At 45.2% G+C, this 15,120-nt stretch carries 14 protein-coding genes; 10 read left to right on the top strand and 4 right to left on the bottom strand.

Annotated features, from left to right (window positions below; all coding sequences use genetic code 11):
- Positions 1-469: 469 nt before the first annotated feature.
- The 3 genes from HUF13_RS06265 to HUF13_RS06275 all read left to right on the top strand — a co-directional run bounded on the left by HUF13_RS06265 (position 470) and on the right by HUF13_RS06275 (position 2,626).
- Positions 470-1,246 (top strand): alpha/beta hydrolase, encoded by a 777-nt coding sequence (locus tag HUF13_RS06265; RefSeq protein WP_173474326.1) that lies wholly within the window; start codon positions 470-472, stop codon positions 1,244-1,246.
- Between the two features lie 183 nt (positions 1,247-1,429).
- A complete protein-coding gene (locus tag HUF13_RS06270; RefSeq protein WP_173474327.1) occupies positions 1,430-2,167 on the top strand; it encodes a hypothetical protein in 738 nt (245 codons plus the stop codon).
- Positions 2,168-2,194: 27 nt separating this feature from the next.
- Positions 2,195-2,626 (top strand): hypothetical protein, encoded by a 432-nt coding sequence (locus HUF13_RS06275; RefSeq protein ID WP_173474328.1) that lies wholly within the window; start codon positions 2,195-2,197, stop codon positions 2,624-2,626.
- Between the two features lie 15 nt (positions 2,627-2,641).
- On the opposite strand, the gene HUF13_RS06280 is transcribed toward HUF13_RS06275, so the two are convergent.
- Entirely contained in the window at positions 2,642-3,361 is a 720-nt protein-coding gene (locus tag HUF13_RS06280) for a UDP-2,3-diacylglucosamine diphosphatase (RefSeq protein ID WP_173474329.1), read from the bottom strand.
- Positions 3,362-3,479: 118 nt separating this feature from the next.
- On the opposite strand from HUF13_RS06280, the gene HUF13_RS06285 reads away from it, so the two are divergent.
- The 3 genes from HUF13_RS06285 (at position 3,480) to lnt (ending at position 7,073) form a co-directional block, all read left to right on the top strand.
- Entirely contained in the window at positions 3,480-3,986 is a 507-nt protein-coding gene (locus tag HUF13_RS06285) for a hypothetical protein (RefSeq protein WP_304038880.1), read from the top strand.
- A 203-nt stretch (positions 3,987-4,189) separates the two neighbouring features.
- Entirely contained in the window at positions 4,190-4,945 is a 756-nt protein-coding gene (gene rsmI, locus HUF13_RS06290) for a 16S rRNA (cytidine(1402)-2'-O)-methyltransferase (RefSeq protein ID WP_304038882.1), read from the top strand.
- A 196-nt stretch (positions 4,946-5,141) separates the two neighbouring features.
- Positions 5,142-7,073, top strand: a complete 1,932-nt coding sequence (gene lnt, locus HUF13_RS06295; RefSeq protein ID WP_304038884.1) for an apolipoprotein N-acyltransferase — start codon at positions 5,142-5,144, stop codon at positions 7,071-7,073.
- A gap of 146 nt (positions 7,074-7,219) precedes the next feature.
- Here the strand turns inward: lnt and HUF13_RS06300 are convergent, their stop codons facing one another.
- Entirely contained in the window at positions 7,220-7,858 is a 639-nt protein-coding gene (locus tag HUF13_RS06300) for an alpha/beta fold hydrolase (RefSeq protein ID WP_173474331.1), read from the bottom strand.
- Positions 7,859-8,082: 224 nt separating this feature from the next.
- Between HUF13_RS06300 and HUF13_RS06305 the strand changes: the two genes are divergently transcribed.
- The 4 genes from HUF13_RS06305 to HUF13_RS06320 all read left to right on the top strand — a co-directional run bounded on the left by HUF13_RS06305 (position 8,083) and on the right by HUF13_RS06320 (position 11,950).
- Positions 8,083-9,135 (top strand): hypothetical protein, encoded by a 1,053-nt coding sequence (locus tag HUF13_RS06305; RefSeq protein WP_173474332.1) that lies wholly within the window; start codon positions 8,083-8,085, stop codon positions 9,133-9,135.
- A 2-nt stretch (positions 9,136-9,137) separates the two neighbouring features.
- A complete protein-coding gene (locus HUF13_RS06310) occupies positions 9,138-10,352 on the top strand; it encodes a hypothetical protein (protein WP_173474333.1) in 1,215 nt (404 codons plus the stop codon).
- 98 nt (positions 10,353-10,450) lie between these two features.
- On the top strand, positions 10,451-11,248 hold the full coding sequence (locus HUF13_RS06315) for a YgcG family protein (protein ID WP_173474334.1): 798 nt from the start codon (positions 10,451-10,453) through the stop codon (positions 11,246-11,248).
- 15 nt (positions 11,249-11,263) lie between these two features.
- Complete coding sequence (locus tag HUF13_RS06320) at positions 11,264-11,950, top strand: hypothetical protein (protein WP_173474335.1); 687 nt, start codon at positions 11,264-11,266, stop codon at positions 11,948-11,950.
- A 1-nt stretch (position 11,951) separates the two neighbouring features.
- On the opposite strand, the gene HUF13_RS06325 is transcribed toward HUF13_RS06320, so the two are convergent.
- Positions 11,952-13,232, bottom strand: coding sequence for a toxin-antitoxin system YwqK family antitoxin (locus tag HUF13_RS06325; RefSeq protein ID WP_173474336.1), 1,281 nt, complete (start codon positions 13,230-13,232; stop codon positions 11,952-11,954).
- 118 nt (positions 13,233-13,350) lie between these two features.
- Positions 13,351-15,093: a toxin-antitoxin system YwqK family antitoxin gene (locus HUF13_RS06330; RefSeq protein ID WP_173474337.1), complete on the bottom strand. Its 1,743-nt coding sequence runs from the start codon at positions 15,091-15,093 to the stop codon at positions 13,351-13,353.
- Between the last annotated feature and the right edge of the window lie 27 nt (positions 15,094-15,120).

Below are 15,120 nucleotides of genomic sequence, written 5' to 3' on the forward strand. Positions count from 1 at the left end.
AAAAATAGCGTAATTTAAAGGAACACCCAATCCCATCCCTCGGACTCCCGGTTGTACTCCACCGGGAGTCCTTTTGCGTTATAGGCCCTTCGGGCCATAACGCCAAATGCTGGTCTCGGTCATACCCAAGCCAGCTTGGGTGCGACGCTCGCCTTACGCATTTGCACTTCGTGCAACACCTTACGGCTCGGATATAGGATTGCAAGCAATCCTGCATCACTCGCCTTTCAGGTGTTTGTGCTATTTTCACTTCTATTGGCTTACGCATGTGTGAATTCTTATACTGCATTGTCACCCCGGCACCATGTCGGGGCACCTTACGACGTCATCCAGAAGCCCGCAGGGCTGAAGGATCCAGTTACAGTTCCCCTCTTACAACGTGTGACCAAGTCACAACTCCTTTATTAAAGAAATACTAGATTTACAAATGAACTCGCTAGTAACCAATGACTATTGACCAATAACTACTATGAAAATAAAAGAACTCGCTTTGGGAACAATCGGCCGGATTCTCAGATTCACGGGAATCCTCCTCCTTATATATATTAGTATGGTCTTTTATTTAGCCTTGACCGAACGAAGGAACGCCTTCCCACGTGCCATCACCCACAACGAAGCCCGCGACGCCATTGCAGATAAGGCCCAAAGCATCTCCTGCACCCTCGACGACAACACTATTCTTGAAGGTTTTGTTATCGGAAACAAACATGATAACGTTCTTCTCTACTATCCCGACGCCGAAGAAGATGCCGCCCAGTTCCTCGCCGAGCTCGACAGCCTCCCCGACTACGCTGCCGTCACGTTCAACTATCGCGGTAGCGGGAACAATAAAGGAACACCTTCACAAGAAACATTCGAACCCGACGCCCAAATGATCTATGAATGCGCCTCACAAATAAACGGCAAAGCCCCAAAAATCGTGGCAGGACGCGGCACAGGTGCAATTTTGGCCACCAAACAAGTGAAAAAGGACAACATAGCCCTTTTAATCGACCCTGTTTTTAGTATAGCCGACGCAATTTCAGACAAGTATCGACTCTTATACCCCAAATTTCTTATTCGCGCTGACGTAAAAATCAATGTAAACGACATCTCTGAAACACAAAACGTAATAATTCTCTCGGATAGAGCGCGTTTTAAAGACCGCACACAAGCTGTCAAAAGCCAATTTCAAGACGTAAAAGTGTCCAATCGAGCCTCTGAAACCCTTTCAGAATGCATTTCTAGCGTGATATCAGGCAAATAAAGAAAATTTTTTTTCATTTGTTGCAACATTTTACATTTTTATTATTATTTTTTATACAACAAATGTTATTGGTTACGAAAAAGCTATTTTTATCCTTTGTACATGCTTTTTTTGTGAAAATCTTTGACATTTGGACAATAAATTGTTATTTTATCGACAATCAAACAAACAAAAGAGGTGTAAATGGAAAACGTAATCGTAAAAATGGATGTCCGTGGCTTCATCAGATTCCCGGAAGAAGCCGTCAAGGCACTCAAGCTCGACAAGCTTGCCACTCAGACAAAGACTGATGATGGTAGAACCGTCGATGTGGGTCCTTATGTAGACGTCGAAGTCGACCCGGTTGGCAAGCGCGTGGCTATCACGCCTATTAAGACACCGAAGTCCACTTCCTTCCGCTTTATTAACGGAATCATCGGCTCCAAGTCCAAATTCCTTTATTTCAAGGGCGCATTCAATGCTATCGGTCTTCCGGTTGCAACTGGCGCTTACACGCTCGTCAAGGAAGGCAACAAGTATGTCTTCACCGCTAAGGGCGCAAAGAAGAAGGGCGAATGGACGACTCTCGCATGCCGTAATGCCGTGGGCAACAAGACCATGCTCTCTATTGATACCCGTGGAACCATCATTTTTGACCACAACACCAAAAATGCTCTGAACACCAAGGAAAACAAGACCATGGTTGCCGAATACGATGCGGCCAAGAAGACCTTCAAGCTGACCTTCAGCAAGAACAAGGGCTTCATCAACGTCCGTACCATTGCAAGCCATGCAAACGCCTCCTTCATGGGCACACTTTCTTCTCACGGCATCGCTCTCCCGCTCAAGAGCTTCCGTACCGAAAGCCAGGTCGATAAGAACGTTCTTACGTTCAGCGTCGCAGCTCTCGTTGCACAGCAGAAGGCAGCCAAGAAGAAGTAATCTTCAATTTTTTAGAGGACAGATAAAATGATTGAAGTATTCAAAGTATTTTATCCGACTCACTATAACTTCGCAGCAGTCAGTTTATTATTGGTTCTACTAGTAATATATCTGCTGACGAAGAAAAACTTCAAGTGGAGCCTAATTTTCCTAGCAATTTTGTTGGTATTCAATATCGCTATTTACAAGCGTACAGCCGACAAAGTTTGGACAATCACCATTGAACCGGAAAAAACGTCCGATCCCTACTTTACCCCGCAAGTTCAGACAATGAGCTTCTCGGCAAAGCATAATTGGACAATCACCGATGAAAAAGGCGAAGTCCACCACTGGTGCTGGGTAGAAGAATATTGGCAATCATTTGCAGGCACGGACATTATTGCAAAACTTTGGGGATCTGAATCAAAGAAAAAGATGATCAAATCCACCGAAGATCGTGCTAGCGATATTAGCGAATAATCTTCATCGATCCGCTTAAAGCGAAACCAATTTCAACCCGCCATTCTCCAAGCTGAGGATGGTGGGCTTTTTTATAAACTCCCCTGGGGAGGCCACCACGCCATTGGGCATATTCCAAATTCCTGAAATGTGATGATGACCGTGAATGCAAAAATCGCAATGTTCCTTCTTAAGCATGCGGTCGCCCCATTCCAAGTATTCTTCGATCTTTACCTTGCGGCTTTCGCCATACTTACGACTGTTACGACCGACAAAACGAGCAAGTCCCATCCCCCAATCTGGATGTATTTGCTTAAAGAGGAACCGGTTGAGCGGAAAATCCAGCACTTTGCGTAAAAAACGGTAACCGCAATCGGACTTGGGAACGCCATCGCCGTGAGTCACAAAAATGCGTTTGCCCTGTATTTCTAGGATTACAGACTTGTGGACCTGCACCCCAAGCTTCTTCGGGAAAAAATCGCCATAAGCAAAATCATGGTTGCCTTGCAAAAGATGCACCTCGACTCCAGACTCCACAAGCTCAGCAAAGGCACGGTACAAATCGAAATGCGCTGACGCTATATAATAGTTGTACTCGTACCAGAATTCAAATAGGTCGCCAATCACGACAACATGGCTAGCCTTGCCTTTCCACGAAGAAAGGAGTTCTATTAATTTTTTTTCCCTATTGGGAACTGCCCCGGGAGGTTCAATACCCAAATGGGCGTCACTAATAAAATAAGCAGGCAAATCCATACTCACAATCTTAATAAAATCGATGGCGTTCGTTTTTTTATATCTTTAGTACATGCGCTCCATCGTTAAATTTTTGAGCCCTGCACTTGTTTTTTCAACCATCCTTTCTGGATGCTCCATGAAACTCACGCAGGGCGACCTCGAAGGGATCTCCCTAACCGACGAAAAGTACAGCTTTTTCGGGAATATTCCCTTTTTGTACGGAAACGATTCTTTGGAGCTTTCGCAAGACCTGTTGCGCGCTTACACCAAAGCGGTGAGCGAAACAGAGTTCCCGCGAGAGGCCTGCCGCGGCGAAGCGACTATCAAGGCGACAGTCCAGCAAAACGAAACGACTTCCGCATGGTATCTCGGGGTGTTAATACCCCTGTGGCCAATACTTCCCGTCAACGAATCGTGGACTTATGCACTTTCCGCACGTGTGTTCTGCAACGGCACCCTAGTCCGCCATGTAGAATTCATTGAGCAGCAAGACATCAACGCTATTCTCTATGGGCGGTTACGTACCGACCTCGTGAACAAGGCTTCTAACGAAATGCACCGCAAGCTCGTGCAGCGATTGACATTCGAACTCAACTCGAACAGACTCACCGACCTGAACAGCGCAAGCGATTGGGCGGAGTGAGACGAAAGAACGGACCTACGGTCCTACAGACGAAAGACGAAAGAGAAGTTGCAGTGGGCAGGAATAGTTAGGCGGCAAGGCCGCGATCATTAAAACTTCCTACTGACTACATCCTACTAACCACTAATCACTAACCACCAACCACTTTCATTTACTATCTTTGGACTTTCGCTTAGCTCAAGTCCCAACTGCTGGGCTCAATCATGCCAAAAACATGTTTTTGGCGCGATATTCGCCCTACGCAGTTGTCGTCTAAAATCTATTTTTACATCATGCCATTTACCTTATACATTGTTGCAACTCCTATCGGGAACATGGAAGACATCACGTACCGCGCTGTGCGCATCCTCAAGGAAGTCCCCCTCGTCCTTGCCGAAGACACCCGTCATTCGAGAGTTCTCTTTGACAACTACGGCATCACGACCCCCATGGAAGCCTATCACGACTTCAACAAAGAAAAAGTCACGCCGAAGTACGTCGAATTTCTAAAGAATACCGGCGACATTGCTCTCATAAGCGATGCGGGAACGCCCGGCGTCGCAGACCCGGCATTCAATCTCGTCCGCGAATGCGTGCGCGAAGGCATTGACGTGCGCGCCATCCCAGGCCCATGTGCCATGATTACTGCACTCGTTTCGTGCGGCATGCCGACCGACCATTTTACGTTCCAGTATTTCTCGCCCAAGAAAAGCGCCCAGCGCATCCACCTCTTGGAAAAACTGAAAGACGAAGAAGCGACGCAAATCTTTTACGCAAGCCCGCACAACATCGACAAGTTCGTCGAAGAAATCAAGCAAGTCTTTGGCGACATCAAGATAGCGCTCATGCGCGAACTCACCAAGAAGTTCGAGGAACACCTCATCGGAACGCCCACGGAAATTTCGGCGCACTTCAAGGTGCACCCGCCCAAAGGCGAATTCGTACTCGTGTTCAATCCCCAAGACAAAAGCGGACTGTAAAATTAGGGTATGAGGTCGAGCTACGCTCTCTGAGCACGCTACGCTTTGAGCAATGAGTTAAACATAATGCGTCATCCTGAGCGAAATGCCCAAGGCATGAAGTCGAAGGATCCAGTGAATTATCACAGAAATGCCCTGGATTCTTCCACCTACGGTGTCAGAATGACGATGTAAGCATTTACACAATCTAAGAAAAATGACCCCAAACGATTTTCTAACTAAACTTAAAGCTCTTCCGAAGGCGTACAAGATTTACGCCTCTGTACTTGCGGCTATAGAACTTGTGCTGTTCTTTGTGCGTCCGGAAACGCCGGGGCTTTACATACAACTTCCGCAGTTGTTGCCAATCATTGCAGCACTCCCGTTCTTATTCATGAAGAATGTTCGCCATCCGTTTTCGCGATACATGAACACATACGGGATTATCGTCTTTGCATTCCTCGCCATAGATTATCTCACGCGTAGCCATGCCGGGCTTTTCCAGATTGTCGCGACATTCATCCCGATGATGCTTTATTGGTTATCGCTTTTCGCACGTTGGAACGCCAAACTATTCAAGCAAAAAGAAGCCCGCATCGCCCTTGCGCTTGCAACGCTTTCTTGGGGTTTTGTCGCATTCGCTTTCCCGCCTCTCCCACTCGGCCCCGCAATGCTTATTCTGCTTGTGCCGTGGTTCATCGTCTTGAACAAATACAATCGCGAGACCGCAGTCTTTGCGACATTCTGGGCAAGCATGGTCTACAACACCGTGAACTATTACTGGATCCGCAATGTGATGAACGTGGAAACAGCGCCCTCCGGCCTCATTTTTCTCGGACTCATTCTCCTCATCGCCTACCTCAGTTTGTTCAACGTTCTCGCTTCATTCGTTTATTCTACCGCCAAGAATTTAAATATTAAAGGCAAGGCTTATCTGCTTGTCCTCTTCCCCATTTTCTATGCCTCCATCGAAGTGCACCGCACTACTGGCGATTTCGCTTTCCCATGGAACCACTTGGGATACACATTCGGAAACCATCTTGAATTACTCCAAGCACTTTCAATTATCGGCGTTTTCGGCTATACGATTCTCATCGTCGCCTCAAACCAAATTGTCGCTTACGCCTTCTTGCTAAAGAGCCGCAAAAGATTCGCACTCTTTGCACTTCCGTTCGTCATTTTTGCAGCCCTCTTGATTCACGGAAGCTGCGTTCTTTCAGCACCGGAGGCAGCCCCGTTCTACAACGCACAAGCACAAGAGAATCCGGCCATCGCGATGGTGCAACCCAGCATTGCCCAAGGAGCCAAGTGGAGCAAGGAGCGCTTTGATTCCATAGTCAACAAAACATTCAAAATGGCAATGGACAGCACAACCCCCGACATAGACCTCATTCTCCTTGCCGAGACCGCAGTTCCCGATCACATCCGCAGACAGCACGAAGTCATAAAACGATTGCACCAGATGGCTGACATGAGAAACGCAAGCATTCTGACCGGCGCACTCGACTATAAGCACGTTTCCTTCGACAAAAATAATCCTCGCCAATACGAAATCTACAACGCATCGTTTCTCTTTACGCCAGGCAACCACAGCTTTCCGCAGCGCTACATCAAAAAGCACCTTGTACCGTTTAGCGAACGCATTCCCTTCGATGACGTGTTCCCCATCTTGAACTATGTGGATCTTGGCGAAGGCGACTTTGTTCCTGGAAAAGAAACACCCGTTTACGGCCCTTACAATTGGACGCCCTACATTTGCTACGACGCCATTTTTGGAGACCTCGTCCGCGAAGCAATCAACGCAGGTTCACGCCTGATGGTGAACATCACGAACGACGGTTGGTTCGGACGGAGCACGGCCCCGTTCCAGCACTTGAACATCGTACGCCACCTCGCCATCTCTTACGGTTACCCGGTTGCACGCCTAGCAAACAGCGGCGTGTCCGCATTCATCGACCAATACGGGCACTACGACCAAAACACCAAGATTTTTGAAACACGCGTCATACAAAGAAAAATGCCCCTTAAGACAAGGAGCACATTCTATACATCTATAGGCAACACTTTCGAAAAAACATTACTATGGTTCTTTGCGATTTACCTAGTAGCACTGATTGTGATTGCAAAGCTCAAAAAGTTTAAGAAGTGATTAGTGGTTAGTGATTAGGGAATAGTAGGAAGTAGTCGGTAGGAAGTAGAAAGTTTTTATAATCGCGGCATGGTTCGGCAAGCTCACCAACCTAGTCAGGTCCCTGAGCCTGTCGAAGGGCTGCCTACTAACCACTGTCTACTTGCTTAAAGCAACAACATCGGTGGCCAATGGCCAGCCTTGGGGCGTTCCTTAAATTCCGCCTTGGGCAAAAATTCCTTGAGCTTTAACGTCCATTCAGGTTGAACGGTCGCATCCAGTCGCCCGTAAATCACTTGAATATTTTCACTGTTCGGAACTATGGAATCCACGCGATGTTCGGCTAAATACATAAGCCCTTTAGCGAGCGCCTCTGCGTTGTACTTTTTAGCCTCGGCCAACCAGTCATCCTGCCAATCGCCAAAATCATCTTCAAAGAGTTCCATGAAGGCCTTGAGTGCAGGTTCCGTGGTCGTTTCGAGCTGGTGTGCCATAAAATGCAAGTTCGGTACAGTCCAATTGCCTATTTCATCACAGAAATCGGCATACGGCGAAAGTAAAATCCACTTTTGCCCCTTTTGCGGCCCCGCCCCCGAACACATGAGTGACAAGGCGCCAAGCCCCCAGGCAACAACCGTAGAAGCCGTCTTGAATTCCAGGATATCCTCCGGCTTTTCCAAAAAATCAGCTAATTGACTATACGGCACATAAACGTGGCTTGCAGAAGGAGCCACATCCGCCAAATCATCTTCCCAAATGCCAAGATTTGAGGCCCAATCAGGCAGCCAGATCCATTTTTCACTCATTTTCAACCTCCCTCAAGAGAAGTTTAAACCTAACACACTCCAAACTACAATTCTTTATTGTAAAAAAAAGTAGCCTCAAGGATATATATATCCAATTTTCTCTTTGATAGCAACTGATAAAAAAAGTATTTTACAATTCGTATTATTTGTTTACTTCCGAACACAAAACATTGTATATTATCTGTATAAAAAATGTACGAAACCTTTTAAGAGATATCTGTAATATGAGACACTTGATTCCATCTCTCTGCTTAGCCCTTCTTCTGGCCGAAACCGCTTGTTCCGCGCCGCACGCTGTAAAGCGCAATGATTCCGACAATCGTCAAAAGGCCGCCGCCACTCGTCAAAGAGCTGAAAGCGCCTACAACGAACTAGATGGTTTCGGCACGTCAGCAACTAATTCTACCGCCAATACACCTACGGCCTTCAATACGGGCGCAACAACCGCCTCTCAGAAAATAGCCGCAGCAAATGACGCTGTTACAGAGACTTACGCAAACGCCAGTGCAGTCCAAGATATCGGCCAACCGGTCATCATGGTCTCCCCGAACTTGAGCACCAAGGACGGAGTCCCGGACCTCTCTAGCGAAAGCCCGTACTCCCGCACCACGGCAGAAGCCATTAACGGTTACCTCACCAAGAAAAACTACGAAGTCAAGTCTGTCGATGGTCAGGCCGAACTGAACGGCATCCTCCAGATGCAGAGCGATATCGCCAACACCGAAGACGACTTGTCTTACCTGGCTAGCGTTGCCTTGGACGCCGATATCTATATCAAGTACACTCCGGAAGTCACAAACGACGAAGTGTCCGTTGAAGTATCCGCTTACGAGACTTCGACAGCTCGTCTCCTCGGCTCGCAGACCGCAGTAGTCCGCAACAACGGCCATACCTCCAAGATCAATATCAATTCGAACATCGGTGCTGCCGTCCGCAAAGCCATGCCCGGACTCGAACAGAAGATTCTCGGTTACTGGAAGACGGACCTCGCCAAGGGCACCCAGTACAAGGTTGTCGCCAACATCAAGGGCGAATACTCCGACAGCCAGACCGAAGACTTGCACGATGCCATCATGAAGGGACTCAAGAGCAACTTCAATTCCGTGAAGGTGAACGTCATGACGGCAAAGACTTTGGACTTCGTCATTTACGCCAATCCCTTGAAGTACAAGGATTCTCAGGAAGTTTATGCGAAAATCCGCCAGATTTTCAAGCCGATTGCGGAAACGAAGAAGAACAACATCACTCGTAAGCTGATTTTGATGGAGCTGAACTAGTAATGAATATCAAAAGCCTTATCCTTTGCGCTTGCCTTGCGGTAGTCCCAGCGTTGGCCGGGAAAATCGTCACCTACACCGCCACTTCCAAAGTTTCGCAGGAAGAAGCAAACAATTCCGCAATGGCCGGTGTCGCTAAGCAGATTAAGTCCCAAGTTTCCGCAACTCAAACACTTACCAAATACGAAGACATCAACGATGGTAAGAGCGTTCTTGGCGAAACATACAGGGCAAAAAGCAATGTGAAGAGCAACGTCGTCCTCAAGGGCGTTAAGGTTGTTCCTATAAAAGTGGATAAAGGCTTCAAGGCAACGGCAACTCTCGACATGGACGAGTTCACCGCAAGCCTCCAGTTCCGTTTGAAAACTTTGCAGCAAGATATTGCAAAACTTGAAAAGTCTGCCCGCAAAGCTCTGGATAACCGCACCTACGCCAACGCAGCCTCCGACTTGGAGATTGCCGAAGACAAGGTCAACGAATACAATTTCTACTTGCAGCAGCTTGCCGATGTCTATCCGCTTAACGACAGCCATCGCTTGCAACATACGCTCCCGGAAATCGAGAAGCTTTTGGTCGAAAGACTTTCAAGCATTACTATTACAACGACTGCCGAACCGAACTTTGAACTGACCAAGGCCGAAATGCCTTCTTGGAATGTCATCGTCAAGGATTCCATCGGTCCGGTGCCGAACTTCCCGCTTATTGCTCGCCAGAGCAAGACGCTTTCGGAACGCCGCACACAGAAGAACGGCATTGCAACGTTCAAGCTGCGCAATGTGAACTTCGAAAAGGGCCCGTACGAAATTATCGTCGAACCGAATCTTTCGCTTGAACTCTTGAAAAAGACAGGCTTGAGAAACGCTCTCGAAGTTCCATATCGCGTAAAGATTTCCCGTTGCCAGATCAAGCTTTATTGTGAAATGGAAGCGAATGTTTGCAGCGCTCTTGAAAACGCTCTTTCCAAGAAATCCATCTTTGCAATAGATGACGAAGAATCGACTGCACCGGAACTCAGCGTGGAAATAGAAAACACGTTTAGAGGCAGACTCGGGTTCATTTCGTCCTTCGATTTCACTATTGCAATCAAAGGTGAAGGAGTCAATTTCTTTACAACGGGTAAAGGCGTCGGAAAGACTGAAGCCGCAGCTACTATTAGTGCAATCAAAAAGACTGATTTTGCTCCGCTCCAGAAGCAGCTAACACCGTTGTGCAAGTAGGCGCCGGAAGCGCAGTTGGTAGAACTTAGACCGCTGCGCTCTTAGAACTTAGATAACTTTATTATCTTTACGAAGCCGCGGCAAAGCGGCTTTTTTCTATGCCAAAAAGAATTTTATCGATACTGTTCATCCTGATGCTCGCAATCCCTGTTGCGGCTGGATTCAAGGTAAACAAGGCGGGGCTCCCCAAGCGCCCGCAAAACAGCTACGTGTACGACGAAGACCGTTTGCTTTCGAAGCAAGAAGTGCAATTCATCAATACGCTTTCTGAAGAGCTTTACAAGAAGGCTAAAGTCGGGCTTGCCGTTGCGCTTGTGCATGATATCGGTTACGCCGACTTTAGAGATTACGCCGTAAACATCGCCCAAAACTGGGGCGTTGGCGGCAAGACGGATGAAGGCATCTTGATTTTTGCCGCGATGAAGCAACGTCGCAGAAGCGTTGAAGTCGGCTATGGCGCCGAAGGCTACCTGCCCGATGTGCTTGTAGAACGGCTCCAGCAAAAGACGATTGTGCCGGCATTCAAGGTTGAAAAGTATGGCCAAGGAGTCATCACGCTTGCTTGGGAAATCGCTCAAGTTGTCGCAAAAGAAAAAGGTATTACGCTACAGGTCAATACCGACCAACTCCCGCAAGAAGAAGACGATCCGCTTTGGCTCCCGCTCGTCATTTTCGTGATTTTATTCTTGCTGGTCTCGAAAAACGGCGGCGGACGCGGAAACGGTTGCCTTTGGTTCTTGCTCGGAAACGCGCTCAGCAATAGCAGCCGTGGCCACCACCGCGGCGGTTTCGGCGGGGGCTTTGGCGGTTTTGGCGGAGGCGGCTTTGGTGGCGGTTTCGGCGGTGGATTTGGTGGAGGCCACTTTGGCGGTGGCGGCTCCGGCGGAAGTTGGTAATTTAGAGGTTCCCTTATGAAGAAGAATTTAAGCGTAGCGGAATTACAGAACTCGGAATGGCCGAAGCTTTTTGAAGAAGCGCTCGGCGACAATCTCGTATCGGCATTCGTTCATGGCGATTGCCTTATGGAAGGGTTCTCTGCGTTGGAAGCCCCGTGGACCGTGAGCTTTATTCTCAAGTCCAATTCCGTCGAGGATATGCTGCCGCTGCAGAAGCTTACGCAAAAAGCAAAATACGACAACATCCAATTCAATCACGTGTTCTCGCGTTTTGAAATCAAGTCGTCGCAAGACGTGTTCCCGCTGGAATTCTTGCATATCAAGAGCAAGAACATCACGCTTTGCGGTGAAACGCCGCTCGCAGATTTCAGCCCGAATCTTGCGGAACTGCGTATCGAATGCGAACGCGAACTGCGCGGTTTGCTAGTGCATTTACGTCGTGCATTCCTCTACATCAAAGAAGATCGCCATCCTCATGGAATTTATGTGCGTTCTCAGCCGACGCTTTTACCATTGCTTTATGGCGTCTATTTCCTTGCGACCGGCAACTATCCCGAAAGCCACGAACAAGTTTACGAGATGTTCCCTGACGTGCGCATCCCCAATGCGACCAGTGACAAGAACGTGATTGTGTCAAACATCAACAAGTACATCGAAGCCGTGACTGCAATCGTCAATCAAGTCGATGCGATGAAAGTTTAGATCATATATATTTTGCTTTTGGGTCTGGTTTTAAAGAACATTCATATCCGCCAATTCTATTCCACTTTGTCCAAGTACGGTCTTCTCCAATGTAACGATCACCATCATATCCATCGAATTTATACGTACCCTCATTTTTCAACATTCCGTTTTCATCCCATTCTTTCCAAATTCCATCTGGTTCGCCATTTTTATATGAGCCTTCAAATGCCAATCGTCCATTTTCATGATAGACTTTCCATACGCCAACTTTCTTGCTTGATTTATAGGCACCTTCATACATTAATTGTCCATTTTCATAATACCACGATTTCACATAACCATCACCTTCAAACCCATCAATAGAGTGACACATTCCTTTTTTAAATAGGAGGAAAAATGGAGAACTACTTTTACCTTCAGGAAATTTTTCTTGTTTTTCCAGACGACCGTTTCCATACCAGATTTTAAGTTCATACATTTTTCCATTCTTATAAATTCCTTTTTCCTTCAATCGGCCATTCTCATACCAAATTTTAGAAACACCCTCTTTTTCACCATTTGCATAGAATTCCTCTGATTCTAATTTTCCATTTTCATACCATGCTTCCCAAACGCTATCTTTCTTACCGGCTTTGTAATATTCCACTGATTTTAACAACCCACTTTCATACCATGTTTTCCAAGCACCATCTCTTTTTCCATCCTTAAAATATTCCTCATATTCCAAACGACCATTGTCATACCAACTTTTTTCAAAGCCATGGCCTACAGAATGATTTGAACAATCTTTATATGCACCATAAGGATAGCTAATTTTTAATGGGCACTCACCATTAGAAAAAATTTTATCAAACTTGGGATTTCCATTCTCAAGCCACATTCTTGACACATACAAAGTTCCATCTTTATATTTTTTATACCCTTTCATTTTTCCATCAGCATACCATTCAATCCAATCACCATCTGGTTTACCTGCTTTATGATTATGTTCTTCTATCAGGTTTCCCTTTTCATCCCATACTCGCCAAACACCATCAAATTCATCATCTTTAAATTGCCCCTTTGCCCATACTTTTCCATTTTCATAAAAAGAAATGGCCTCGCTTTTTTCACCATTACAATATGTCACGATGGATTGTAACGCACCGTTATCGTAATATTCTTTGTGTTCTTCTTTTTCGCAAGTATCGTAATATTCCTTGCGATTATCTTTGTCGGAATGTTCTTCTTTGTCGCAAGCGGCGAGGAGCAAAGCAGAAGCAAAAAGCAGCGTGAATAAAATGATTTTTCTCAATTTCATAATAGGACTTGTTTGTTGCAAAATACCATTTATTTAGAATAAACATTACTTGAAGGAATATGATATTCCATAAAAAACTCTACATTTTGTACACCATTACAATATGTCGTGATGGGTTTTAGCGCACCATCATTTTGATCCATGGACGCTTTGGAAACAAGTCTTTTTTAAATTGATGTTTTTCAAGCAACTTTCCATTTTCATGCCATGATTTACGAGCTCCATCAAGTTCACCATCTTTATAATATTCTTTTAGCCTTAATTGTCCGTTTTCATGCCATTCCCTCCTAATACCATCCAGTAGCCCAGCTTTATAGTTTTCTTCCATTTCCAATCGACCATTTTCATACCAAGTTTTCCAAGCACCATTTTCCTGTCCATCTTTATAGCTCTCGATATTTTTCAATTTGCCGTTTTCATACCATTCTTTCCAAGAACCGTCTTCCAAACCCTCTTTGTAATATTGTACACTTCGTAATTTTCCACTTTCATACCAAGTTTTCCAAACACCATTTTCCTGTCCATCTTTATAGCTCTCGATATTTTTTAATTTGCCGTTTTCATACCATTCCTTCCAAGAACCATCTTCAAAATCATCTTTGTAATATTTTTCACTTCGTAATTTCCCGTTTTCATACCACTCCCTCCATTTTCCTGCTTTTTTACCTAATTTATATGAATATTCCGATTGTAACCGACCATTTTCGAACCATTCTTTCCAAACACCATTTTTCCATCCATCCTTGTAGCTCTCGATATTTTTCATTTTTCCGTTTTCATACCATTCCTTCCAAGAGCCTTCTTCCAAATTTTCTTTGTAATATTGTACACTTCGTATTTTCCCATTTTCATACCATTCCTGGCATTTTCCGTCTTGTTTGCCTAATTTATATGAACATTCCGATTGCAAACGACCATTTTCATGCCATGATTTCCAAAGACTATCACGTCCATCTTTGTAATATCTTTCTCTTCGTAATTTTCCATCATCATACCATTCTTTTCGAATAGCATTCCGAATAGACGTAGCACCATTTTTCCACCCTTTTTTGATGTTCTCAATATTTTTCCATTTCCAGTTTTCAAGCCATTCCTTCAAAAATCCTTCTTCACTAAAAGACTCTGCAAGTAACTTACGAGATCCATATTCTTCAACACAAGTGCGCCATTTTCCATCATCAAACCCTTTAGATGATACTATTTCTTCTTGCAGATTGCCATTTACATACCAACATTTATAAGTAAATATTTTACCATCTTTATAATCCAGAACCTCTTTTAATTGTCCATTCATATACCATATTTTCACAACGCATTTTTCCTCATTTTCAGTTTTATAACGCCATTCCTTCAATTGTCCATTTTCATACCATTCTTTTTCAAAACAAACTTTATCATAATCGGCTTTATATTTGCAAAAACATGCGTCACAAACACCAGCTTCGTATTTCACCTCAGTTTTCTGTTGACCGTTTTCAAACCATTCTTTCCAAGAGCCATCTTCCAAATTCTCTTTGTAATATTGTACACTTCGTAATTTTCCGCTTTCATACCAAGTTTTCCATTCTCCATCTACTTGACCCGATTTATAATTTACTTCTTCTGCGATTTTTCCATTTTCGCGATATGTATTCCAAGCCCCATCTTTCTCGTCATTTTTATATTGCCCCTTTTCCCATACTTTTCCATTCTCGTAATACGAGATGTACGGGCCGTCTTTTACACTATCACGATATGTCGTAATAGATCTTAACGGTCCGCTATTGTAATATTCTTTGCGTTCTTCTTTGTCGCAAGCGGCGAGGAAGAGAAGGATAAAGGAAAAGAGGAATGTAAAGCGAATGAAGGTCTTTAAGTTCATAAAAATAATCATTTATTGTAAATTACA

This window comes from Fibrobacter succinogenes, assembly GCF_902779965.1.
Classification (GTDB): Bacteria; Fibrobacterota; Fibrobacteria; order Fibrobacterales; family Fibrobacteraceae; genus Fibrobacter; species Fibrobacter succinogenes_F.

Coding starts and splice junctions, on each gene's coding strand:
- HUF13_RS06310 (WP_173474333.1), top strand. CDS start 9,138: ATGAATATCAAAAGCCTTATCCTTTGCGCTTGCCTTGCGGTAGTCCCA.
- HUF13_RS06330 (WP_173474337.1), bottom strand. CDS start 15,093: ATGAACTTAAAGACCTTCATTCGCTTTACATTCCTCTTTTCCTTTATC.
- HUF13_RS06325 (WP_173474336.1), bottom strand. CDS start 13,232: ATGAAATTGAGAAAAATCATTTTATTCACGCTGCTTTTTGCTTCTGCT.
- HUF13_RS06305 (WP_173474332.1), top strand. CDS start 8,083: ATGAGACACTTGATTCCATCTCTCTGCTTAGCCCTTCTTCTGGCCGAA.
- HUF13_RS06315 (WP_173474334.1), top strand. CDS start 10,451: ATGCCAAAAAGAATTTTATCGATACTGTTCATCCTGATGCTCGCAATC.
- HUF13_RS06280 (WP_173474329.1), bottom strand. CDS start 3,361: ATGGATTTGCCTGCTTATTTTATTAGTGACGCCCATTTGGGTATTGAA.
- HUF13_RS06300 (WP_173474331.1), bottom strand. CDS start 7,858: ATGAGTGAAAAATGGATCTGGCTGCCTGATTGGGCCTCAAATCTTGGC.
- HUF13_RS06265 (WP_173474326.1), top strand. CDS start 470: ATGAAAATAAAAGAACTCGCTTTGGGAACAATCGGCCGGATTCTCAGA.
- HUF13_RS06320 (WP_173474335.1), top strand. CDS start 11,264: ATGAAGAAGAATTTAAGCGTAGCGGAATTACAGAACTCGGAATGGCCG.
- rsmI (WP_304038882.1), top strand. CDS start 4,190: ATGCCAAAAACATGTTTTTGGCGCGATATTCGCCCTACGCAGTTGTCG.
- HUF13_RS06275 (WP_173474328.1), top strand. CDS start 2,195: ATGATTGAAGTATTCAAAGTATTTTATCCGACTCACTATAACTTCGCA.
- lnt (WP_304038884.1), top strand. CDS start 5,142: ATGACCCCAAACGATTTTCTAACTAAACTTAAAGCTCTTCCGAAGGCG.
- HUF13_RS06270 (WP_173474327.1), top strand. CDS start 1,430: ATGGAAAACGTAATCGTAAAAATGGATGTCCGTGGCTTCATCAGATTC.
- HUF13_RS06285 (WP_304038880.1), top strand. CDS start 3,480: ATGAAACTCACGCAGGGCGACCTCGAAGGGATCTCCCTAACCGACGAA.